Origin of the sequence: Acinetobacter haemolyticus CIP 64.3 = MTCC 9819 (assembly GCF_000369065.1) — a bacterium.
GTDB classification, from domain to species: domain Bacteria; phylum Pseudomonadota; class Gammaproteobacteria; order Pseudomonadales; family Moraxellaceae; genus Acinetobacter; species Acinetobacter haemolyticus.
The window spans coordinates 54,637-76,920 of record NZ_KB849801.1; the positions used below are offsets into that span (position 1 = coordinate 54,637).

Sequence of the window (22,284 nt, forward strand, 5' to 3'; positions counted from 1 at the left end):
CAAGGCTCAGGCTACAACCAACTACGCTTTGATGACACTACAGGACAGATCAGCGCCCAACTACAAAGCAGCCATGCAGCCAGCCAACTCAATCTCGGCAAACTGAGCCATCCCAAAGCCCAAGCAGAAAGCGAAGACCGAGGCGAAGGCTTTGAACTACGCACAGACCAATGGGGTGCGATTCGAGCAGGTGAAGGCTTACTGATCACCTCCTATGCACAAGCGCAAGCCGAAGGCGATCATCTCGAAGCACAAACAGCCAAACAACAACTGGAAGGCAACCAAAACAATGCCAAAGCCCTGAGTGAAGTGGCAAAGAACCAACAAACGGATGAGTTGGAGTCGGTAGAGCAACTTAAAAACTTTGCAGAAGAAATTCAGCAAGATATAGCCAAATTCAACAAAGCCTTATTACTACTCAGCTCACCGAATGGGATTGGACTCAGTACCGCAGAAGACATCCATCTATCCGCGGATGGACAACTGAACAAATTTGCAGGGGACAGTATTAACCTGACCACACAGAAGAACCTGATTGCCCAAGCCAGCCAAAAGATCAGTCTATTTGCCGCACAAAATGGAATCAAACAAGTCGCAGGCAAAGGCAAGATTGAGATACAGGCACAAGGAGATGGCGCTGATTTTATTGCTCGAAAAGACATCCAGATTATTTCCACAGAAGATACGATTTATATCACCAGTCCAAAAGAAATTGTATTTACCGCTGAGAGTTCGCAGCTCAAATTGAATGGTTCAGGGATTTTCCCAACCACGGGTGGAAAGTTCGAAGTGAAAGCAGGGCAGCATTTATTTGCTGCGGGAGCGAGTGCAAGTGCTAATGTTCCTCAGTTACCGAAAGCCAAACCAATGAAAGGGGCATTGGAATTATTGAGAAGCTATGGTGGTGAAAACTTCTTTAAGCAGAATAGTTATAAAGTAATTGATTCGCTCGGCAAGCAAATTACGGGCAAGCTTAATGCAAATGGTTTTGCTCAGGTGACAGGTATTGCACCTGGTCCAGCAAAAGTTGTTTTTGAGAAAGATGACACGAGTGCATGGCTACAAAGTAGTGATTTTAGCCGTGATTATACGTGGGCTGAACCTGTTTCAGGCGTTGCTGCAATGATGCAAAATGCTTTGGGTTCATTGGGGCAAAATGCAATGTCACAATTGAAAAGTAACCTTCTTTCGATGGACAAAAATAACTTTAAAGATTTAGGTGAAAATACTTTAACTAACTTAGTTGGACAAACTGTAGGACAGATTAAAGATCAGGTTACAAATAGCGCGCTCAATACTGTGTCAAAACAACTCAATCTCAATCTATCCGCAAATCAAATGAAAAGTCTTACTCAAATGGCAATAAATCCAAATCAATCTCTTGAAATGCTCAAAGAGCAAGGCAAAGATTTTTTCACTGATCAGGCAACAGCAAAATTATCTCAATTCACAAAAATAGACTCTCCGATTAAACAGGGTATGGTCGACACCTTCTCTAGATCGAAAAAGTAGATGTAATAATAGAAAGCTCGAAGTGAATTAAACATATTGATGTAATCGAATGAATTAAAGGTTTTAATTAATGGCTACTGAAAAGACACAACAGGCAGAAACTACAAAACAACCCACTGTTGAACTTGCTGTTTTTAATTTAGAAAGTGTAACAAATGTGACTGATTTGCAAATGATTGCAAATCAAATTCAACTTTATTTACAGGTGTGCGGTAACACTACGCTAGAACAAGTCAAAAGTAATGCGAATGTTCCGACGGTTGCGAATATTTTTGCATTAACAGGCAGTGTCTTAGATTTACTTTTGTATGCAACAACACCGAAGACTGGCGATGCTGATTTGCAGCGTGGTGCTTTACTAGGGGCAAACTTAATCGGATTGTTTCTTGAACCGAATAATGAAGCTCATGCTCGTATGGCGTTACGACCAATGTTTGGTGTAATGGCAGAATGTTTATACCCTGAAAATGGGAAAATTAAAGAAGCTGATATTAAGCGTTTAGGCTTACATCTCAATGCAATGGTTGCAGGGGATTTAGAAGTATTTTTAAAAGAAACCCAAGCAAAGTTAAGTGGACTACTGACCCAAGCGGCAACCTTGGGTGCAAGTATTTTACAAAGTATGGCAACCCAAACTACAGCTATTAATGCAGGTGTTGCAGCTCCAACAGGCGCTTCGGCAGAGAAACGGGATCCCAAGCTTAAATTTAGCAATTGGGCTGTGCCATTAATTGACCTAATTGGAACGCCGAGCCAAGCAAACCTGACACCGAAGATTGAGCCGAATATTCAAAGTCGTTTACAGCAAGAAGCAACTCAAGCGATTAAAAGTTTAAGTCAAACGTTGCAACAGCAAGCGAATGCTAGCCAAAAATATACTTTGGCATGGTTAATACAAGAAACCTTGAAAGCGATAAAAGCGTTAGAAAATAAAGGCAGCGCTAGTGTGCCGATGAATCAAACGGGGGAATATGAACGGCATACCAAAGGGGATACTTTAGAGTTCGTGAGTTTACAAGCCGATGCTTTAAATGCTCCACCATGTGAGGGTGCTGATTCGCAATCAGGAAAAAGCATTAGCTATTCAATTGGTGCTGAACGAGTGCAGCATGCAGATTTTTATTTGCCGAAAGTTGGTTTTTCCTTTATCCGTCAATATAACTCACAAATGAATGAGTTTGATCACAGCAAGATTGGCGCACGTTGGATGATGCCATTTTCCAACATGATTCAACCCAACGCTCAAGGGCATCTATTTATTGACAGTAAAGGGCGAAAGCATCAACTTCCAGCTTCGATTACATTTGAAACTTATGAAGTACCGTATGAAGGTATAACGGTACAACCGATTGAAAATAGTGATCTCGTTTTAAACTTTGGTGGAGAATGGTCTTTTCAATTCCATCAATTTTCGGCTGGTCAGCCTTATCAGTTGATTCAACAATTTAATGAAAATACACAAGAAAAGGTTGTTTTAAGTTACCTTGTTTTCGATGAAATTGCCTATCTGCAAAGCGTTGATTTCCAATTAGCACATGCCCAACATCAATTAAAATTTGCTTTTAATGAGCAAGTTAAAATCATTGCTGTATTTGTTGATGAACAGGTTAAGCCTTTAGCGCGTTATCAATATGATACCCAAGGCAATTTAATTGAAGCCATTGATCAAAATGGTCATGTCCGAAACTATGAATACAACCATTTCCATCAACTCACACGTTATACCGATCGTACAGGGCGTGGGCAAAATATTCGCTATGAATCAACCGACGCCCAAGCCAAAGCAATTGAAGAATGGGCTGATGATGGTAGTTACCATACTAAACTAAAATGGCATCCTCGCTTACGCCAAGTCGCTGTTTATGACGCCTACGATGTTCCGACCTATTACTATTTTGATCTGAATGGATTTACCTATCGTACACGTTTAGCAGATGGGCGTGAATCGTGGTACAGCCGTGATAGTCAAAAACGTATTACCCGTCAAATTGATTTTGAAGGGCGTGAGACACAACAAGAATACAATGATCAGGATCAACTCATCAAAATCGTACAGCCAAATGGCGGGGTAATCCGTTTTGCCTATGATGAGCAAGGCAATTTGGTCGAAACAAAAGACCCTGAAGGCAATATTTGGAAACGAGAATATGATGCGAAGGGTAATATCAGTAAAGAAATAAATCCTTTGGGACATATCACCCAATATAAATACAACAATGACAGTCAATTGATCGAAGTGATTGATGCCAAAGGCGGCAACAAAAAAATTCAATACAATGAATTAGGACAAATGACCTCCTATACTGATTGTTCAGGCAAAAGCAGTACTTGGGAATACGATGAAGAGGGTTCGTTAACTGCTGAACAAACTGCAAATAATAAGGTCGTGCAGTACCTTTACAGCACTCAAGGTCGAGACAAAGGACAACTTCAAAGTATTGTTTACCCTGATGGATTAAAAGAACACTTTGAACATGATGAAGAAGGGCGTTTACTCAAACATATTGATACTAAAGGTTTAGTGACTGAGTACCAATACAATGCCACAGGATTACTCGAACAACGCATCGATGCTAATCGACATCGCATTGGCTATCAATGGGATAAACAGGGACGTATCAAAAAACTAATCAACCAAAACCAAGCAGAATATTTATTTGATTACAATCAATATGGTTATTTGGTACGTGAACAAGCCTTTGATGGAGAAGAAAAACACTATAGCTACAATGAAATTGGCAGGCTATTCCAGATGCGTCAACCGAATATCTTGACCCAATTTGATTATTACGCAGATGGACAAATCGCATCGAAAAGCTTTACCCATTTAAATACGGGAAAGAAACAAACAGAACAATTTGATTATAACCTGAACAGTCAACTGAGCCGAGCCAGTAATGAGGTTAGCCAAATTGATTTTTATCGCAATGCACTTGGGCAATTGGTAAGAGAACATCAGCACTACAAAATCGCAGGGCTTCGTCCACTTACTGCGGTGTTACGTTATGAATATGACGAACTTGGTAATCTAATTAAAACAATCCGCCCAGATGGACAGGAACAAGCCAATTTGAGTTATGGCTCAGGACATTTGTATGCCATTGCCCTGAATAAACAGGACGTGGTTTCATTCCAACGAGATGACTTGCATCGAGAAACAACACGCCTATTGGCAAATGGACTCATCCAAACTAAACACTATAATGACGTTGGTTTACTCAGTTCACAACTGATTCAGCCTGAACAAGAAACGCAAGACTATTTACAGTACCAAGCGCATCGACATTATCATTACGACCAAAACTACCTACTTAATCAAGTTGAAGATAGCCGTTTGGGTAAGCTCAACTATCAATACGATCCAATTGGGCGCTTAATCACAACACAAAGCGCACATAAAACCGAGAGTTTTAGCTTTGATCCTGCGGGTAATTTGATCGACCCTGTATCCGCATCTGGTACGGCACAAATTAAAAACAATCTGGTCAGAAGCTATCAAGGAAAACATTACCACTACGATGTACAAGGCAATGTCATAGAGGCTAAACAAGCAGGTAAAACCCTCAAACTGACATGGGACAACCAAAATCGATTGATTCGCAGTGATCACAATGGTCAAGTCACTGACTACGGTTATGATGTATTTGGGCGCAGACTCTACAAGAAAACTGCAAATGCACTGACTTTATTTGGTTGGGATGGTGATTTGATGATTTGGGAATCCCTCAAATCAGAACACGACAGTTTTACCAAGCACTATATCTATGAGCCTGATAGCTTTGTTCCATTGTTACAAGCAGGATATAAAGGTTTTATTCAACTGATCGAAACCCCTGATTATGCTGAATATCAAAACAAACCCTATTCGGTTTATAAGGATCCTGTATGGCGTAATGATACCCGTAAAAATCGAGTTGATTTAGAGCAGATCACTTTTTACCATTGCGATCAAGTCGGTACGCCACAAACTATGACCAATGCAAGAGGTGAGTGTGTTTGGGAAATTACCCAAGATACTTGGGGTACTGCATTGGAGATTAAGTCGGTAAATCAAGATAATCCGTTCGAGCAAAGTAACCTGAGATTCCAAGGTCAATATTACGATCAAGAAACAGGATTGCACTATAACCGTTATCGTTATTACGAACCCCATAGTGCAAGATATGTGAGTAAAGATCCGATTGGGTTAAATGGTGGATTTAATACTTCTGCTTATGTAAGTGATCCAACTCAATGGGTTGATCCGTTGGGGTTGATGTCGGAGAAAAATAGTAAAAAAGATCCTTTTAGAGTGCCCGATGATGCGCCATTGTGGTTAAAGCTTGAAAATAAGGATATACAGCAACGGAGAGAGAATCGCAGGGAAGATTTTAGAAAGATAGCCTTACGAGAGGAAGCTGCTGCACAGGCAACCGCAGACAAAGCAAAACAACAGAAGTTTGCGGATGAGGCTAGGGCAAAAAATGCGGAAGAATTTTATAAAGATACAGTTTGTGAAAGCACGCCTGCTTCTAGACAACCAGGAGGGCTGAGATCAAAGGCTATATTGGGGAAGAATGCATATAAACCTTATACTTGTCCACCACTTGTTGATTATGCGGTTTGTGCTGGAGGGGCAGGACCTTTAGCGGGCGGTGCGGTAATTAATCTTCATGATGGGAGTGTTTATAAAACTAAAGGAGTAAGTCTTTCAACTGTTACAACAGGAATTACTGGTATAATCGAGAATCAAAATAAGAATCCACTTGAATTTGGAAAATCAATTCTAAAAAGCGTCACAGCAAAAGGCGGTGGTTGTAGTTTTGGCTATATTAGAAACAAACCAAAAACTCAAAGAACATCAGATTTTGTAAATGAGTGGTTGCCAGGTAGAGGTTATACTATTACAGGAGGATTAGGTTTAACAGGTGGAGTAACTGTTCCAGATGGTCAAAAACTATTTTCTACAAAGAGTCAGATTGGATTGGAAAAGGGGGTAGGTACAACGATTTTTGATTATTCAGAAACTGAAACAACAGATTTAAAATTTAAACTACAATTGCCAAAGGTTGTTAAGAAATGAGGTATTTTATTTTAAAGAGTTTTTTAATTTTATCTTTTTTATTTACATCTTCTTGTAAGAATACTGGAACTACAGAACAAGGTAATTATTTTTATACTGTGATAGATAAATATTTTGGAGAATATGGTCCTAGGGAAAAAGTTTGGATTAATAAACCTGTTAATAAGTATGCGATAGCTGAGGTTGAAAAATCAAAACTTTCATTAAATGATTTTGAAATTATTCAAAAAAGGTTGGAAAATGATGGTTGGAAATTAATTTCAAGTCATGATGGTTTTTTTGAATATTGTCTGGATAAAAAAATATATATGGGAGTTCTTTACCCTATCAAAAAAAAACATTATGGTTATGATGGTGAGGAGATTAGATATGAAAACATAAATGAATGGTCAATTGGTTTGTCATATAATGATGCAGGGGTTAAGCATTGTATAAGAGATGAAATTCCAGTAATAAATTTAGATTAGTTGTGTGGTAAATTAACGATATTCTTATAAAGTTATTTATAGTTTAACTTTTCTGATAGTATATAATTAAGAGGTTGATATCTCTTTCCTTAGTTAATGTAGTTCAATAAATGGAAAAGTTATTAAAGATAGTCTTCTTGTTGGCTTGGGTTTTATATATTTCATCTTGTAAAAAAATAGAAGAAACTCAACAAGGTAAATATTTTAAAACGATAATTAATCAATATTTTGGAGAGTATAAACCTATTGAAAAAATTTGGGTTGATAAACCAGAAAGTATGTATTCAATTACTAAAGTAAAAAAAACAAATCTTTATCTAAATGATTTTGCTAACATTCGTAAAAAATTAGAGATTGATGGCTGGAAACTCATTTCAGACCAAGATAGTTACTATGAGTATTGTTTGGGTAAGAAAATACATATAGGTATACTTTATCCAATCCGACCACATCATTATAACTCAGAGGGTCGTGAGGTTAAATATACTGATATTAATGATTGGTTGGTAGGTTTATCTTATGGCGAAAGCGGTGTGAATCAATGCCGTAAAGGTGAAATCCAAATTATAGAATTAGACTAACTCGAATCTCTTATTTGAGATTAATTTGATTATTACTGAGATGGAAAAATCGCATCGAAAAGCTTTGTGCAACAAAGCCATTGAGAAAGAATCCTACGTTAATAGTTTTAATCAATCCCTTATTCAAAGATGAGAGAAATGAGATATTCTTAATTTTAAGAACTCAACTTCAATTTGGTCTAGTTTCAACGGGGCAATATAGTACTTACACCGTTGAGCAGACCAAAACTGGACTAAAAGTTGTAGAACAAGCGAGTTCGGAATTTAATCAAATATCCTTCCTATCGATCAATTTCTAGTGCTTTTCCTCGGCAACTCAAAAACAATTGATTCTGATGCCATGCCAGTTGCCCTGAAACAATGGTCGTATCAACTTCATAACGAAAGCTTTTATCTTGGAATGGACTCCAACCACAATGCATATAATTTTTTTGGTCTTTGACCGCGATTTTATGCGCATTTTCTTTGAGTAGGACGAGATCGGCCCAATAGCCCTCACGAATATAACCACGATCTTTGATCTTAAATAAGTCTGCAACTTGATGAGATGTCTTACGTACCATCGTTTCGATACTGAGCTTTCCATCTGCAACCAGTTCCATCAATGCGGGCACAGCATGTTGTACCAGTGGCAGACCTGAAGGTGCATTCATATAGCATTGTTGTTTTTCATCCCAAGTATGTGGTGCATGGTCTGTCCCGATAATATCCAAACGATTACTGTTGGAAATTGCATGGATCAAGGCCTCTTTATCCTGTGACGTTTTGATTGCAGGATTACATTTTATTAAATGCCCAAGAGCAGCATAGTCAGAATCATCAAAACTAAGATGATGGATGCAAACCTCGGCTGAAATATGTTTTCGATTTAAAGGCAGATCCTTAAATAAACACAATTCTTTGGCTGTGGTCAGATGTAAAACATGCAATTGAGTGCCGTATTTTTCGGCTAAGGAAACAGCAAGTCGAGAACTTTCAAAGCAAGCTTGTTTATCTCGAATTTTAGGGTGCATTGCTGCTGGAATATTTTCGCCATATTTTTCCAAATACAGTTTTTCCTGATCCTTAATCCGAGGCGTATATTCACAATGCGTCAATAAGATGGTTGGTACATTGGCAAATAAACGCTCTAGAATTTTAGGATCATCGACCAACATATTACCTGTTGATGCTCCCATAAAGACTTTGACACCACTGACTAATTTAGGATTAAGTTGTTCAATAATATCTAAGTTTTCAGAACTCACGCCAAAATGAAATGCGTAATTTGCCATGCTATGTTGCGCTGCGATCTGCTTTTTTTGTGCCAGTGTCTCTAAGTTCAATGTCGCAGGATTGGTATTGGGCATATCCATGTAACTAGTAATACCACCAATGGTTGCAGCCATAGATTCAGAGGCAATATTGCCTTTTTGTGGTGAACCTGGATCTCTGAAATGCACTTGATCATCAATCATGCCTGGGATTAACCAAGCACCATTGGCATCTATGGTTTTCGCATTGAAAACGCCCGTGATATTGCTAGCGATTTTCTCGATTCGTCCATCTTGAATCAGTACATCGGCAATGTACTGTTTATCTTCATTGACTAGATTGGCATTGCGAATAATGATCTTGGGAAATTGTCTAAAATTCATTGTGCAATGCCTTATATCCTTTGACTAATTCGATATTGGTGCTCACCACACTTTCAGAAAACTCACTGATTGAAACATCAACAGGCGGATATAGGCTCAAATCTGTTTTGGGATTGATATAGCTCATGGCAGGAACATAAAAGTGACTCGGTAAATCACGCCCGTCGACCACTGCATTGTGTCGGATCGCACTATGATCACCGACTTTGCAGTTAAACAAGACACTGTTAAAACCGACAAAAACATGGCGGCCAATTTCACAAGGACCATGAATAATTGAACGATGTGCAATGGATGAGTTCTCGCCAATCTTCACCGCAGCGCCAGCTTTGGAATGAATCACCACACCATCTTGGATATTGGAATTTGCACCGATAATGATTGGTTCCATTTCGCCGTGTTCATCGGTTTCATCAGCACGAATTACGGCATAAGGACCAATAAATACATTGGCATGTACGATGACTTTGCCGCAGATAATAGCAGTTTGATCGACATAAGCAGATTGATCGATAACAGGCAGATGACCAGATGGATTTTTACGTAGCATAGAATTACCGCTTAAAATAAGTTAAATCACAGGTTGAGTTAAAATCGTCACTTGATCTGTATTTAGACCAAGATAAAAACAAGTCGGGCGTAGGGTGTGGCAGGCTGGACCATTCTGATTGACGAAAAACAATAGGCAGTCGCCATCACAATCGAGTCTAGCATCCGTCAAATATTGACGATGACCTGAACTCTCACCTTTACGCCATAAACACTTTCGTGAGCGCGACCAATAACACACTTGTTTGGTTTGCAAGGTTTCGATTAGAGCTTCTCGATTAACCCAAGCCATCATCAATACTTCTTTGCTTGTTTGATCTTGAGTGATCGCTGGAACAAGACCATCTTGGTTCCATTTGATCTGTTCAAACACAGCTTCAAAATCAAATTTCTGCCCCAAAGACCCATGTTCCATCTGCTCAAAAATAGAATGCTTTACCATTGCCATGAACCCTGTGCCACAGCATCATGCGCATGCAGGCTTTCTGCATGAATGACTTTGAAATTAAAGCCTCTAATACTTTTATGATTTAAAAATGTGCCATATAGCCGTCGTAAGGCATCTTCACAAAACATCAGGTTTTGACCATTGGCAATTGCGAAGGCCTGTTCATCGATACGTTTAACGGCAGTCTGAACAGGTGTCATGAGAGCTTGTTCAGCTTGATTAATAAATAAAATCAGTGGGATATGTTGGATATTTTGATCAAGTCTGAAATTAAGAATTGAACCGTACCGGGTTTGTCGGAGGGTCAATATTCTGAGAGACTATTCCGATGAAAAAACCAAACTATACCCCCGAAATTAGAGAAAGAGCGGTTCAATTACTAATTGAATCTGAAAAAGATTATCCTTCTACTTGGGCAGCAATCACAGCTATTGCACCTAAGATTGGTTGTACTCCTGAAACATTGCGTGTTTGGTATTTAAAGCATATGGATCAACTAAATCCTGCCAAAGTACAACAGATATCTGACCAAGAAAAAATGAAGCAAATGGAACGTGAAATTAAAGAATTAAAACGTGCCAATGAAATTCTACGTAAAGCAGCCGCTTTTTTCGCCCAGGCGGAGCTCGACCGCCCACACAAATAATGGTGGATTTTATCCATAACAATAAAGATCGATATGGTGTTGAAGCGATTTGTAGAATTTTACCGATTGCAGCTTCGACCTATTATCGGGCTTTAGATCTCGTTGATAACCCAGAACATCGAGCGAAACGTGCTCAGCATGATTTACATCATGCAGAACAAATCAAACGTATTTGGAAAGAAAGTTCAGGTCGATATGGTGTACGTAAAGTCTGGCAAAAATTGAAACGTGAAGGCTATGTTATTGCACGTTGTACAGTTGCTCGATTGATGCAGAAGCTAGATATACAAGGTGTTTGGCGTGGTAAGAACAAACAAACTACCCGCAGCCGAGATGATCAAAAACGAGCAGATGATTTAGTGAAACGGAATTTTAGTGCTGATCGACCTGACCAATTATGGGTCAGTGACTTTACGTATATTCAAACTCATTCAGGCTGGGTATATACCGCATTTGTTATTGATGTGTTCTCACGAGCAATTGTTGGATGGAAAGTATCTACACGGATGAATACAGATATGGTGCTCGATGCACTTGAGCAAGCATTGCACGATCGAGGCATGCCAAAGAATGTGATTCATCATTCCGATAGAGGTGTTCAATATCTTTCTATTCGCTATACCAATCGTTTAGAAGCTGCAAATTTACGAGCATCAGTCGGTACAACTGGTGATTCATACGATAATGCTCTGGCTGAAACGGTGAATGGCTTATACAAAACAGAGGTGATTGAATATTTAAAAGCAGATTGGCAAGGTTTAGCAGATGTACAACTTGCGACACTAAACTGGGTATATTGGTTCAATAAAAAGCGTGTACACAGTGCACTGGGTTATGTATCGCCTTTTGAGTTTGAAGCAATGTACTATGATAAGATTAACCCGTTAGGTCAGGTGGCCTAACTTAAATAAAAAAGTCTCCGACAAACCCGGTACGGTTCAAATCGCAAAGCTTCTTTGACTATGTGGTGTTGCAGCAATCGCATCTGTACTGCTTAGCCAATCTAAAATTTCCTGCTGATCTAAACGAATGTCTTGATTGTTGAGTGCTGATTCAAAACGTTGTTGAATAATGTTTCTTGCAAGAGCAGCCGAGCATGGGCAGGTTGATGAATAGGGAATCTCAACGTTTAGTTCTGCTAAAAACTGCCCATCTAAAAGTTGGCATGACAAAACAAAAGGATAACTTTTCCAACCTGAAAGCTTGCTGATCAATGCAGGTCGTTCGATATACAGTTCGCTATGAATTTCAATTTTTGCATGTTTGGATAGATCACGATGACTTTCTAAAAAGTCTTGTAATAATGACTGCAGATCGATCAAGTTCAAATTTTCAATCGAACTCAGTTCTAATAGTCGCGTATACAAGCGTGACATATGAATCCCTTTGGCTAAGGGATCGTCCAAACTGACATAAGCATTGATTTGACTTTGACATAGCGCATTTTCGATACGAACGGGTAATGCAATTTTTTCCATACCAACCCAATCTAGGCAATGGCTATAAGCTTTGGGTAAAGTCGATTCAGCTGAAATATCTGGAAGAGCGAGATTCATTTGTCTAATGGCTTACGTTGTAATGTTTGTTGTAATGTTATAACATAACAATAAGCATCGACAAGCGCGTTGCGAAGTAAATTCGATTTAAGTGATGCTGGCGAGTCAAAATGAAAAAAATCTACATGCTCGGATTCATTTGTGGTCTGTCTGCTTGTCAGTCTTCGTATCAAGAGATCCAACCGCAACCTCGACCAAAACTTGAATCGAAACATACGATTCCCAAAGTGATTCTGCAAGAAAAGCGTATCCCATCTTCGTATCTCCAGTGGGCAATGCAGGCTCAGCATCAACAGCAAATCCAAGCTTATAAAAATTTCTTGAAAGCCCAAGGGATTGATTCTTTTATTCCAGATTTTGAGTTTTTTCAAACAGCGAGAGATTGGCAAAAGTGTAATTACGCTGAATATGAAGTTCCACCCAGAGAACTCTGGAATAACAGCATTCCGACTTTAAAGATTCTGAAGCAATTGGTCGAACAAAAACGCATTGATCAGTTTACGGTGACATCTGTGTATCGAAACTATGCATTGAATCGGTGTGCAGGTGGGGCGGGTGGATCTAAACATGTGTTTAATGCTGCACTAGATTTTCGTATAGGTAGTGAGAATCCAGATTCAATTGAACAAATCCGTATCGAAAATACAAAAAAGAAGCTTTGTGAATTCTGGATAGAGCAAGGTGAAGCATTAAATATGGGTTTAGGTGTGTATGCATCAGGACAAATCCATATCGATACAGCAGGCTATCGTACATGGGGAGTCGACCATCGGTACACTTCTTCACCTTGTATGAATAATTCTTTTAATAATAACAATGAGTAAATTGCAATGAAGCTGACGATCGCTCAACAAAATATTTTAGATATTTTAAAAACAGAAAATAAAGCCATGAGTGCTTATGAGTTATTGGAAAAGGCAAAACCTTATGGCTTTCAAGCACCAATTCAGATTTATCGAATTCTGAAAAAACTGTCAGAACAGTGCCTGATCATAAAACTAAATACCTTGAATATGTATGTGCTAGACCAAGCCGAAATTTCAGCAAGTTATCGGCTTTTTACCGTGTGTACCGAATGCCAAAGCGTGCAAAGTATCTCCATTCCACAACTTAAAACCTGTGTGGAAAGTACCATCCAAGCCAAACAATTCAATCCAAGATACCCATATTTAGAAGTATTGGGTCAATGTTTCTCATGTCTTTCCAAACATGAAACTCAACATATTTAATCAGTGAGAACGCCAATGAATCATTCTTTAGCCACTCCAAGCAAACTTCCTGTGACCGTCCTATCTGGTTTTTTAGGTGCAGGAAAAACCACGTTGCTCAATCATATTTTGAACAATCGTGAAGGGCGAAAAATCGCCGTGATTGTCAATGATATGTCTGAAGTGAATATTGATGCGGCATTAGTTCGTGAGGGCGGTGCTGAATTATCACGTACAGATGAAAAACTGGTGGAAATGAGCAATGGTTGTATTTGTTGTACCTTACGAGAGGATTTGTTGATTGAGGTACGCCGTTTGGCTGAAGACAATCGCTTTGATCAATTGGTGATTGAATCAACAGGGATTTCTGAACCTTTGCCCGTTGCAGAAACATTTACATTTGAAGATGAAAATGGCGTTTCACTAAATGAATTTGCGCGTTTGGATACCATGGTGACTGTGGTCGATGCTTATAATTTTTTAAAGGATTATAGTTCGCTGGATAGCTTAACTTCACGAGGTGAATCATTGGGGGAAGATGACGAGCGTAATGTGGTTGATCTTTTGATTGATCAGATCGAGTTTTGTGATGTGATCGTATTAAATAAAGTTGATTTGATTAATCGTGAAGAAAAAGAAAAATTATTTGGCATTCTACATTCACTCAATCCAAGAGCGAAAATTGAAATTGCTGAATTTGGGCAAGTGAAGCTTGATAAAATTCTAAATACCAATTTGTTCGATTTCAATGAAGCAGCTCAAGCACCTGGTTGGCTAAAAGAACTCAGAGGTGAACATACGCCTGAAACCGAAGAATATGGGATCAGTAGTTTTGTTTACAAAGCAAGAAAGCCTTTCCATCCACAACGGTTTTTTGATTTTGTAAACTCTGAGTGGAAAGGTGTGATTCGATCAAAAGGATTTTTCTGGCTTGCTTCCAATCCTGAGTTTGCAGGTTCGTGGTCACAAGCGGGTGCGATGGCTCGACACGGTGTAGCAGGGTACTGGTGGGCAGCCGTACCAGATGAACATTGGCCAGAAGATCAACATAGTCGTGATGCAATTGAAAGAAATTGGGATGATTTAACAGGTGACGCTCGACAGGAAATAGTTCTGATCGGTATGGATATGGATCAAGATGCACTAACGGCGCAGTTTGATGCATGTTTATTAACAGATGACGAAATGGCACTTGGTGCAAAAGAATGGGAGCAATTTGACAATCCATTTACGGGTTGGACAGATATGATTTTAAAATAATTCGAGAAAATAAAGTTAAGCTCTAATTTACATTTCTATTTAAATTAGAGCTTCTTTTACGCTTTAGATGACATGTCTTAAATCTCGAGAAGTTTCCAGCAATAATGGCAAAATGTGAGTAATTAAATAATCTTTAGTCGTTCGCATGGTTGGCGATACGATATTCAACGCTGCAACAACATCAGCATTTGAATCATAAATAGGCACCGCAACAGCGTGTACACCCAGTTCATGCTCTTCACATGAATAGCACCAATCTTGCTCTTTGATTTCATGCAGTAGCGCCAAAAACTTCTCACTTTCGGTATGCGTATATTTAGTAAGTCGTTTAAGAGGATATTTTTCTAACCATTGTTTCTGTTCATCCAAATCAAGATGCGCAAGTAAAATTTTACCTGCTGATGTGGCATGAGCGGGCAACCGATTACCTAGATGTAGACCATATGGGTTAACGCGATCTGTTTGTTGATGCGCTGCACTTCGTGCGATGGTAATTGCTTCATATCCATCTAACACCATCACTGAATAAATAAGTGAGGTCTGATTGGTCAATAAATTTAATAACGGTTGACAAATTTTGGGGAGTGGGGATCCATCTAAGTAAGCACCTGAAAATTTTAGAATTTTAGGTGCAAGATAATAATAATGTCCATCAAACTCCAAATAGCCTAAGTATTCCAAAGTAAGTAGATGACGTCGAGCAGCGGCACGTGTCATGCCTGTCTTTTCAGCAGCTGTACTGATATTTAGACGATGACGTTCTGGACCGAAACACTCTAGGATGGTTAAACCTTTAGCAATACCTGCGATAAAATCTTCATGTCGAATTGACTTCTTATTCTCACTGTGATGAATCAATCGAACAGTTTTTTCTTGATCATGATCCATATGATGATAACTCCAATCTGCAATTTCAGTTGCTCATTTCCATTCTAATCAAAAGCTGACTGTTTTACTTGGAAAATGTTCGATCATCGAACATAAAATATATATATCGAACAAAATGCACTTTAAAGCATAGAAGTGCGTCCAAAATTTATCAAGAATAAATACAAGCAATCCGAACAGAACACTCAACTTCATTGGCCCGTTTTTCGGCCTGAAAGATTGAGTGACTTATCGTACAGGAAGTAGTCAGATGATTGATAAGAGTACAGCCTCATTGGTTGAGGTTTTATCCCAAATAAAAGATGGATCGACCATCATGATCGGTGGCTTTGGAACCGCAGGACAACCTGCTGAACTCATCGATGCTCTGATTAAACTCGGGGTTAAAGACCTTGTCATCGTCAATAACAATGCAGGCAATGGCGATTATGGTCTTGCCAAACTCCTAAAAACAGGTGCAGTCCGTAAAATCATCTGTTCCTTCCCTCGTCAGTCTGATTCATGGGTGTTCGATGAACTTTACCATGCGGGCAAGATCGAATTAGAACTCGTCCCACAAGGCAATCTCGCTTGCCGTATCCAAGCCGCAGGTATGGGCTTAGGTGCTGTATTTACACCGACTGGTTTTGGAACATTATTGGCAGAAGGTAAAGAAACTCGTCATATCGATGGTAAAGATTACGTTCTTGAATATCCAATCAAAGCTGATTTTGCCTTGATCAAAGCTTACAAAGGCGATCGTTGGGGCAATTTAGTTTTTAATAAGTCGGCACGTAACTTTGGACCGATCATGGCCATGGCTGCAGATGTCACCATCGCTCAAGTCTCTGAAGTAGTAGAACTCGGTCAGCTTGATCCTGAACACATTATTACCCCGGGGATTTTTGTCCAGCATGTGGTTGCTGTTAAAGCAACATCACCTGTCGCTGCGCAATAAGGAGAATAACAATGAGCTATCAAAAACTCAGCCGTGACCAGATCGCTGAACGTGTTGCACAAGATATTCCTGATGGTGCCTATGTCAATTTAGGCATTGGCTTACCGACCAAAATTTCAAAATACTTACCTGCGGATAAAGATGTTTTTCTGCATTCTGAAAATGGCTTATTGGCATTCGGCCCACCACCAGCCAAAGGTGAAGAAGACCCTGAACTGATTAATGCAGGCAAAGAATATGTGACCATGCTCACAGGGGGATGCTTTTTTCATCATGGTGATTCCTTTGCCATGATGCGTGGTGGTCATTTAGATATTGCGGTACTGGGTGCATTCCAAGTTGCAGCCAACGGTGATCTTGCCAATTGGCATACAGGTGCAGCCGATGCGATTCCTGCTGTGGGTGGTGCAATGGACTTAGCTGTAGGTGCAAAGAAAGTTTTTATCACTACCGATCATGTCACCAAGCAAGGTGAACCCAAGATTGTTGAAGCACTCTCTTATCCAGCCACGGGTCTGAAATGTGTTGATCGTATTTATACCGATTTGTGTGTGATTGATGTGACGACAGAAGGTTTAAAAGTGATTGAGAAAGTGGATGGTCTGAGTTTTGAAGAACTACAGGCTTTGACGGGTGCTCAATTGATTGATGCGACTCAAGCTTAAGGATTGAAATCCCCCTAAATCCCCCTTTGTTAAGGGGGAACTTCATCTAAATAATAGAGTGAGGTTTCCCTCCTTTTAAAAGGAGGGATTAAGGGAGGATTATAGGGAAAAACATATGAAAAACGCTTATATCATTGATGCGATTCGCACACCATTCGGCCGTTATGCAGGTGGTTTAGCGCCTGTACGTGCTGATGACCTTGGTGCAGTTCCGATTCAAGCCTTAATGCAACGTAATCCAACGGTCGATTGGCAACAAGTCGATGATGTGATCTATGGCTGTGCTAATCAGGCAGGTGAAGACAACCGTAATGTCGGCCGTATGTCTGCGCTGTTAGCAGGCTTGCCGCACCAAGTCCCTGCAACCACAGTAAACCGTCTTTGTGGTTCATCTTTAGATGCGATTGCGATGGCTGCACGTGCGATTAAAGCAGGTGAGGCAAATCTCATCATTGCGGGTGGTGTTGAGAGTATGAGCCGTGCACCCTATGTGATGGGTAAATCGGACAGTGCTTTTGGACGTAGCCAAAAGATTGAAGATACCACCATGGGTTGGCGTTTTATCAATCCAAAGCTCAAAGAAATGTATGGTGTAGATACCATGCCACAAACTGCAGAAAACGTGGCAGAGCAATTTAATATTAATCGTATCGATCAAGACCAGTTTGCCTTGGTGAGCCAACAACGTACTGCAGCAGCGCAAGCCAAAGGCTTTTTTAAACATGAAATCGTTCCTGTCACGATTCCTCAACGTAAAGGTGATGCGGTTGTTGTCGATACGGATGAACATCCACGTGCATCGACCACGATTGAAGCATTGACCAAACTCAAAGGTGTTGTGAAAGCAGATGGAACAGTGACTGCGGGTAATGCGTCAGGTATTAACGATGGTGCAGCAGCGATTTTGATCGCTTCAGATGAGGCAGTTGCTCAATATCAACTTAAACCACGTGCCAAAATCATTGCAGCCACGACAGTGGGTGTCGAACCCCGCATTATGGGTTTTGCCCCTGCACCTGCAATCAAAAAGTTACTCAAACAAGCCAATCTGACCTTAGAACAAATGGATGTGATTGAGTTAAACGAAGCCTTTGCAGCTCAGGCGTTAGCGGTAACACGTGATTTGGGTTTAGCTGATGATGATGCGCGTATCAATCCGAATGGTGGTGCGATTGCTTTAGGTCATCCACTCGGTGCCTCAGGTGCGAGATTAGTGACCACAGCTCTGAACCAACTTGAGCAGATCCAAGGACAATATGCTTTGTGTTCGATGTGTATCGGCGTGGGTCAAGGCATTGCCTTGATTACTCAGCGTGTTGAGTGAGGTGTGAAATGAGCCAGTTATATGCCAGCTTGTTTTATCAATCAGATGTGACCACTATTTTTAGTGATCGTTCTTTATTGAGTTATATGATCCAAGCTGAAGTGGCTTTGGCAAAAGCACAGGCTCAGGTCAATGTCATTCCTCGTGAAATGGCGACGATCATCGAACAAGTTGGGCAATCTGCTTTAACACAGATTGATTTTGATGCTTTGGTGGTTGCAACAGGTTTGGCTGGAAATATTGCTATTCCTTTTGTTAAGCAATTTACAGCCATTGTAAAGCAGCAAGATGAACAAGCTTCACGTTATGTGCACTGGGGCGCAACCAGTCAAGACATTATTGATACGGCAACGATTTTGCAGTGTCGTGATGCTTTAGCCATGATTGAAAAGCAACTTCAATCTGCATATCAAATTTCTTTGCAACAGGCTGAACGTTACCGTGACCAAGTGATGATTGGGCGTACATGGTTGCAGCAAGCTTTGCCGATTACATTAGGACATAAGTTTGCACGTTATGCAGCTGCATTAAAACGTGATCTCGATCGTTTACAGGCAATGAAAACTAGAGTGTTCACCGCCCAGCTTGGTGGTGCAGTAGGTTCATTTGCATCTTTGCAAAATCAAGGTTCTGCTGTAGTTGAAGCTTTTGCAGCCGAACTAGGACTTACGACGCCTGAATGCACTTGGCATGGCGAGCGTGATCGTATTGTAGAGATTGCTAGTCTGCTTGCCATGATCGTGGGCAATGTTGGCAAGATGGCAAAAGATTGGTCATTACTCATGCAGACTGAAATTGCTGAAGTTTATGAACCAACTGCAAAAGGGCGTGGTGGTTCATCGACAATGCCTCACAAGCGCAATCCAGTTGCAGCCGCTTCAATTCTTGCCGCTGCAAATCGCGTTCCAGCGCTGATGGCTAGTGTTTATCAAAGCATGGTTCAAGACCACGAACGTGCTTTAGGTGCATGGCATGCGGAATGGTTAGCGATACCTGAAATTTTTCAACTATGTGCGGGCGCATTAGAGCGTAGCAATGAAGTATTACAGGCTATTGATGTGAATGCCGAAGCAATGCAACGTAATCTTGAATCTACACAAGGTTTGATCATGGCTGAAGCAGTGATGATGGCACTTGCTAGCAAGATTGGACGCTTGAATGCCCATCATGTAGTCGAGCAAGCCTGTCAACAAGCAATTGCACAACAAACTCATTTAAAAAATATTTTATCGAATTTAGATGAAGTGAAAGAACATTTTTCAGCACAAGCCTTAGATGAGCTTTTTAAGCCCGAGTCTTATATAGGGAATATCCAAATGCAAATTGATTCTGTTCTCAAAGCAGGTCAAGGAGATTCACAATGATGATCAACATTCATAATCGTCAAGGATATCAACTTGCAGTGCAAGTGCAGGGTCAGAAAGATACCCCAGTGATTGTGTTTTCTAATTCACTTGGAACCGATCATGGGATGTGGCAACCACAAGTTGCGGCATTAACAGACCATTATCAAGTCGTGACTTACGATACGCGTGGTCATGGTATGAGCCGTGTGATTGAGCAAAGCACTTTGCAAAACCTTGCTGAAGATGTAGTAGATATTTTAGATGCGCTCAGGATTGATAAAGCACATTTCTGTGGAATATCAATGGGAGGCATAACTGGATTGTATCTCGCGATTCATCATTCAGATCGCTTTTTGAGTGTCACAATCGCAAATTCTGCTGCAAAAATAGGAACTGCTGAAGCATGGAATAATCGTGCGGACAGTGTAGAGCAACACGGTTTGGCAGAGCTTGTTAAAACCACACATACTCGTTGGTTTAGTGAGCATTTTGATTATGCTCATGATGTTTTAGCACAGAAAACCATTCAAAGTTTAGCTGTTACACCTGCGCAAGGGTATGCCAATGCATGTCGTGCTTTGGCAGGGGCAGATCTAAGAGATCAACTTCAACAGATTCATATCCCAACTTTAATTATTGCTGGTCAATTTGATCCAGTAACGACGGTTCAAGATGCTGCTTTTATGCATCAGTCTATTTCACAAAGCCAGATTGAGATTTTGGCAGCTTCTCATTTATCGAATATCGAGCAACCTCAAGTCTTTAATCAAGCATTGTCTAAGTTTATTCAGAAAATATAACCAGTTCAGGTTAGAAAGGAACTCGCCTACAAGGAGGCAACTATGGCACAGGAATTTGCTGCTCCCCAAAATAGTATGGATGCACAGAAACTGATTGATCATGCACCAATCAGTAAATATCAGTGGTTAATCGCAATTGTTTGTTTTCTCATCGTTTTTGTGGACGGAATTGATACTGCTGCGATGGGTTTTATTGCTCCGGCATTAACACAGGATTGGGGAATTGATCGCTCACAGCTTGGACCCGTAATGAGTGCAGCTTTAGGCGGGATGATTATTGGTGCATTAGTATCAGGTCCCACAGCCGATCGTTTTGGCCGCAAGATTGTATTGATCGTTTCCATGCTGATTTTTGGAGGCTTTACGCTTGCTTCTGCCTACGCAACGAATTTGGATCAGTTGGTGGTATTGCGTTTTTTAACGGGTATTGGTCTGGGTGCCGCGATGCCAAATGCAACCACATTATTCTCTGAATATTGCCCAACGCGTGTACGGTCTTTAATGGTGACCTGTATGTTCTGTGGCTACAACTTGGGGATGGCAACGGGTGGTTTCATTAGTAGCTGGCTTATTCCCAATTATGGTTGGCATAGTTTGTTTTTGTTAGGCGGATGGACACCATTGTTTTTAATGCTTCTGGTGATTTTTTTCTTACCTGAGTCTTATCGCTTCTTAATTGTAAAAAATAAGAATCCTGAGAAAGTACGTCGAATTTTAACGCACATTGCACCATCACAAGTTCAAGGTGTAACGGAATTCCACATCCCAGAAGAGCAATCAAATGTAGCTCAGAAAAAGAGTGTATTTGGCATGTTGTTTTCAAAACAATTTTCCAAAGGCACCGTTTTATTGTGGTCAACCTATTTTATGGGGTTGGTGGTGATTTATCTACTGACCAGTTGGTTACCGACCTTAATGCGTGAAACTGGGGCGACCTTGGAACGCGCTGCATTTATCGGTGGTTTGTTCCAATTTGGTGGTGTACTCAGTGCTTTATTTATCGGTTGGGCAATGGATCGCTTTAATCCTAATCGAATTATTGCAGGCTTTTATTTTGCCGCAGGTTTATTTGCGATTGCAGTCGGTCAAAGCTTAGCAAATCCAACATTGCTTGCTGTTTTAGTTCTCTGCGCAGGTATTGCGATTAATGGCGCGCAATCAGCAATGCCAGCTTTAAGTGCTCGTTTTTATCCTACCCAATGTCGTGCAACAGGCATTGCATGGATGACAGGTATTGGTCGTTTCGGTGCTGTGTTTGGTGCTTGGATTGGCGCAGTGTTACTTGGGAATAATTGGTCATTCACTATGATTTTAAGCATGTTGTTTATTCCAGCAACGGCTGCTGCTGTGGCGATCTTTGTGAAATCTCTAGTTGCGCATACGGATGCAACCTAACTT

Annotated in this window: 18 protein-coding genes, 2 pseudogenes and 1 other annotated feature; of the genes and pseudogenes, 14 read left to right on the plus strand and 6 right to left on the minus strand. The window is 40.3% G+C overall.

Going from position 1 to position 22,284, the window contains the following annotated elements:
* From F927_RS05820 to F927_RS05835, 4 genes are all read left to right on the plus strand, one after another.
* On the plus strand, positions 1-1,512 hold a 1,512-nt coding region (locus tag F927_RS05820; RefSeq protein WP_005082481.1), incomplete at its 5' end, for a DUF2345 domain-containing protein.
* Between the two features lie 70 nt (positions 1,513-1,582).
* Positions 1,583-6,574: an RHS repeat-associated core domain-containing protein gene (locus tag F927_RS05825; protein WP_005082484.1), complete on the plus strand. Its 4,992-nt coding sequence runs from the start codon at positions 1,583-1,585 to the stop codon at positions 6,572-6,574.
* Positions 6,571-7,041: a hypothetical protein gene (locus F927_RS05830; protein WP_005082486.1), complete on the plus strand. Its 471-nt coding sequence runs from the start codon at positions 6,571-6,573 to the stop codon at positions 7,039-7,041. Before F927_RS05825 ends, F927_RS05830 begins: the two co-directional genes overlap by 4 nt.
* Before the next feature lie 110 nt (positions 7,042-7,151).
* Entirely contained in the window at positions 7,152-7,622 is a 471-nt protein-coding gene (locus F927_RS05835; RefSeq protein ID WP_005082488.1) for a hypothetical protein, read from the plus strand.
* A gap of 281 nt (positions 7,623-7,903) precedes the next feature.
* Here the strand turns inward: F927_RS05835 and F927_RS05840 are convergent, their stop codons facing one another.
* The 4 genes and pseudogenes from F927_RS05840 to F927_RS05855 all read right to left on the minus strand — a co-directional run.
* On the minus strand, positions 7,904-9,259 hold the full coding sequence (locus tag F927_RS05840) for a dihydroorotase (protein WP_005082490.1): 1,356 nt from the start codon (positions 9,257-9,259) through the stop codon (positions 7,904-7,906).
* Complete coding sequence (locus F927_RS05845) at positions 9,249-9,809, minus strand: gamma carbonic anhydrase family protein (RefSeq protein ID WP_005082492.1); 561 nt, start codon at positions 9,807-9,809, stop codon at positions 9,249-9,251. The genes F927_RS05840 and F927_RS05845 overlap by 11 nt, the downstream gene beginning before the upstream one ends.
* Before the next feature lie 21 nt (positions 9,810-9,830).
* Complete coding sequence (gene hisI / locus F927_RS05850; protein ID WP_005082493.1) at positions 9,831-10,250, minus strand: phosphoribosyl-AMP cyclohydrolase; 420 nt, start codon at positions 10,248-10,250, stop codon at positions 9,831-9,833.
* Positions 10,244-10,540, minus strand: a pseudogene (locus tag F927_RS05855) (GTP cyclohydrolase, FolE2/MptA family); the annotation flags it as partial. The gene hisI and the pseudogene F927_RS05855, both read right to left, overlap by 7 nt.
* A gap of 44 nt (positions 10,541-10,584) precedes the next feature.
* Here F927_RS05855 and F927_RS05865 point away from each other — a divergent pair.
* Positions 10,585-11,804 (plus strand): IS3 family transposase gene (locus tag F927_RS05865; RefSeq protein ID WP_111841927.1). Its coding sequence is split into 2 segments (ribosomal slippage): positions 10,585-10,861 and positions 10,861-11,804, totalling 1,221 coding nucleotides; the frame shifts between segments, so codons are not numbered across the junction.
* Positions 10,860-10,976, plus strand: a sequence feature (AL1L pseudoknot). (Overlaps the previous gene by 117 nt.)
* A 39-nt stretch (positions 11,805-11,843) precedes the next feature.
* Here F927_RS05865 and F927_RS05870 read toward each other — a convergent pair.
* Positions 11,844-12,458 (minus strand): annotated as a pseudogene (locus F927_RS05870) (GTP cyclohydrolase, FolE2/MptA family); the annotation flags it as partial.
* A 110-nt stretch (positions 12,459-12,568) separates the two neighbouring features.
* Between F927_RS05870 and F927_RS05875 the strand changes: the two are divergent.
* From F927_RS05875 to zigA, 3 genes are read left to right on the plus strand one after another with little or no spacing between them, the layout of a single operon-like run.
* The gene (locus F927_RS05875; RefSeq protein ID WP_005082499.1) at positions 12,569-13,282 is read left to right on the plus strand and encodes a D-Ala-D-Ala carboxypeptidase family metallohydrolase; all 714 of its coding nucleotides are present in this window, start codon (positions 12,569-12,571) and stop codon (positions 13,280-13,282) included.
* A gap of 6 nt (positions 13,283-13,288) precedes the next feature.
* Positions 13,289-13,687 (plus strand): transcriptional repressor, encoded by a 399-nt coding sequence (locus F927_RS05880; protein WP_005082502.1) that lies wholly within the window; start codon positions 13,289-13,291, stop codon positions 13,685-13,687.
* Between the two features lie 15 nt (positions 13,688-13,702).
* Positions 13,703-14,926, plus strand: a complete 1,224-nt coding sequence (gene zigA, locus F927_RS05885) for a zinc metallochaperone GTPase ZigA (RefSeq protein WP_005082503.1) — start codon at positions 13,703-13,705, stop codon at positions 14,924-14,926.
* A gap of 63 nt (positions 14,927-14,989) precedes the next feature.
* On the opposite strand, the gene pcaU is transcribed toward zigA, so the two are convergent.
* Positions 14,990-15,814 (minus strand): IclR family transcriptional regulator PcaU, encoded by an 825-nt coding sequence (pcaU, locus tag F927_RS05890; protein WP_005082506.1) that lies wholly within the window; start codon positions 15,812-15,814, stop codon positions 14,990-14,992.
* A 250-nt stretch (positions 15,815-16,064) separates the two neighbouring features.
* On the opposite strand from pcaU, the gene F927_RS05895 reads away from it, so the two are divergent.
* From F927_RS05895 to F927_RS05920, 6 genes are all read left to right on the plus strand, one after another.
* Positions 16,065-16,751 carry a 3-oxoacid CoA-transferase subunit A gene (locus tag F927_RS05895; protein ID WP_005082509.1) on the plus strand — a complete coding sequence of 229 codons (687 nt, stop codon included), beginning with the start codon at positions 16,065-16,067 and terminating at the stop codon, positions 16,749-16,751.
* An 11-nt stretch (positions 16,752-16,762) separates the two neighbouring features.
* Positions 16,763-17,416 carry a 3-oxoacid CoA-transferase subunit B gene (locus F927_RS05900; RefSeq protein WP_005082511.1) on the plus strand — a complete coding sequence of 218 codons (654 nt, stop codon included), beginning with the start codon at positions 16,763-16,765 and terminating at the stop codon, positions 17,414-17,416.
* Positions 17,417-17,531: 115 nt separating this feature from the next.
* Positions 17,532-18,740, plus strand: coding sequence for a 3-oxoadipyl-CoA thiolase (gene pcaF, locus F927_RS05905; protein ID WP_005082513.1), 1,209 nt, complete (start codon positions 17,532-17,534; stop codon positions 18,738-18,740).
* Between the two features lie 8 nt (positions 18,741-18,748).
* Positions 18,749-20,104 carry a 3-carboxy-cis,cis-muconate cycloisomerase gene (gene pcaB / locus F927_RS05910; protein ID WP_005082515.1) on the plus strand — a complete coding sequence of 452 codons (1,356 nt, stop codon included), beginning with the start codon at positions 18,749-18,751 and terminating at the stop codon, positions 20,102-20,104.
* Positions 20,101-20,886: a 3-oxoadipate enol-lactonase gene (gene pcaD, locus F927_RS05915; protein WP_005082517.1), complete on the plus strand. Its 786-nt coding sequence runs from the start codon at positions 20,101-20,103 to the stop codon at positions 20,884-20,886. The genes pcaB and pcaD overlap by 4 nt, the downstream gene beginning before the upstream one ends.
* Positions 20,887-20,928: 42 nt before the next feature.
* A complete protein-coding gene (locus tag F927_RS05920; RefSeq protein WP_005082520.1) occupies positions 20,929-22,281 on the plus strand; it encodes a 4-hydroxybenzoate transporter PcaK in 1,353 nt (450 codons plus the stop codon).
* Positions 22,282-22,284: the final 3 nt, after the last annotated feature.

What these genes read in the sequence shown, in the direction of transcription:
- F927_RS05900 (WP_005082511.1), top strand. Translation starts at nt 16,763, where the DNA reads ATGAGCTATCAAAAACTCAGCCGTGACCAGATCGCTGAACGTGTTGCA.
- F927_RS05875 (WP_005082499.1), top strand. Translation starts at nt 12,569, where the DNA reads ATGAAAAAAATCTACATGCTCGGATTCATTTGTGGTCTGTCTGCTTGT.
- F927_RS05825 (WP_005082484.1), top strand. Translation starts at nt 1,583, where the DNA reads ATGGCTACTGAAAAGACACAACAGGCAGAAACTACAAAACAACCCACT.
- F927_RS05835 (WP_005082488.1), top strand. Translation starts at nt 7,152, where the DNA reads ATGGAAAAGTTATTAAAGATAGTCTTCTTGTTGGCTTGGGTTTTATAT.
- pcaF (WP_005082513.1), top strand. Translation starts at nt 17,532, where the DNA reads ATGAAAAACGCTTATATCATTGATGCGATTCGCACACCATTCGGCCGT.
- F927_RS05920 (WP_005082520.1), top strand. Translation starts at nt 20,929, where the DNA reads ATGGCACAGGAATTTGCTGCTCCCCAAAATAGTATGGATGCACAGAAA.
- pcaB (WP_005082515.1), top strand. Translation starts at nt 18,749, where the DNA reads ATGAGCCAGTTATATGCCAGCTTGTTTTATCAATCAGATGTGACCACT.
- F927_RS05840 (WP_005082490.1), bottom strand. Translation starts at nt 9,259, where the DNA reads ATGAATTTTAGACAATTTCCCAAGATCATTATTCGCAATGCCAATCTA.
- F927_RS05830 (WP_005082486.1), top strand. Translation starts at nt 6,571, where the DNA reads ATGAGGTATTTTATTTTAAAGAGTTTTTTAATTTTATCTTTTTTATTT.
- pcaD (WP_005082517.1), top strand. Translation starts at nt 20,101, where the DNA reads ATGATGATCAACATTCATAATCGTCAAGGATATCAACTTGCAGTGCAA.
- F927_RS05880 (WP_005082502.1), top strand. Translation starts at nt 13,289, where the DNA reads ATGAAGCTGACGATCGCTCAACAAAATATTTTAGATATTTTAAAAACA.
- hisI (WP_005082493.1), bottom strand. Translation starts at nt 10,250, where the DNA reads ATGGTAAAGCATTCTATTTTTGAGCAGATGGAACATGGGTCTTTGGGG.
- pcaU (WP_005082506.1), bottom strand. Translation starts at nt 15,814, where the DNA reads ATGGATCATGATCAAGAAAAAACTGTTCGATTGATTCATCACAGTGAG.
- zigA (WP_005082503.1), top strand. Translation starts at nt 13,703, where the DNA reads ATGAATCATTCTTTAGCCACTCCAAGCAAACTTCCTGTGACCGTCCTA.
- F927_RS05845 (WP_005082492.1), bottom strand. Translation starts at nt 9,809, where the DNA reads ATGCTACGTAAAAATCCATCTGGTCATCTGCCTGTTATCGATCAATCT.
- F927_RS05895 (WP_005082509.1), top strand. Translation starts at nt 16,065, where the DNA reads ATGATTGATAAGAGTACAGCCTCATTGGTTGAGGTTTTATCCCAAATA.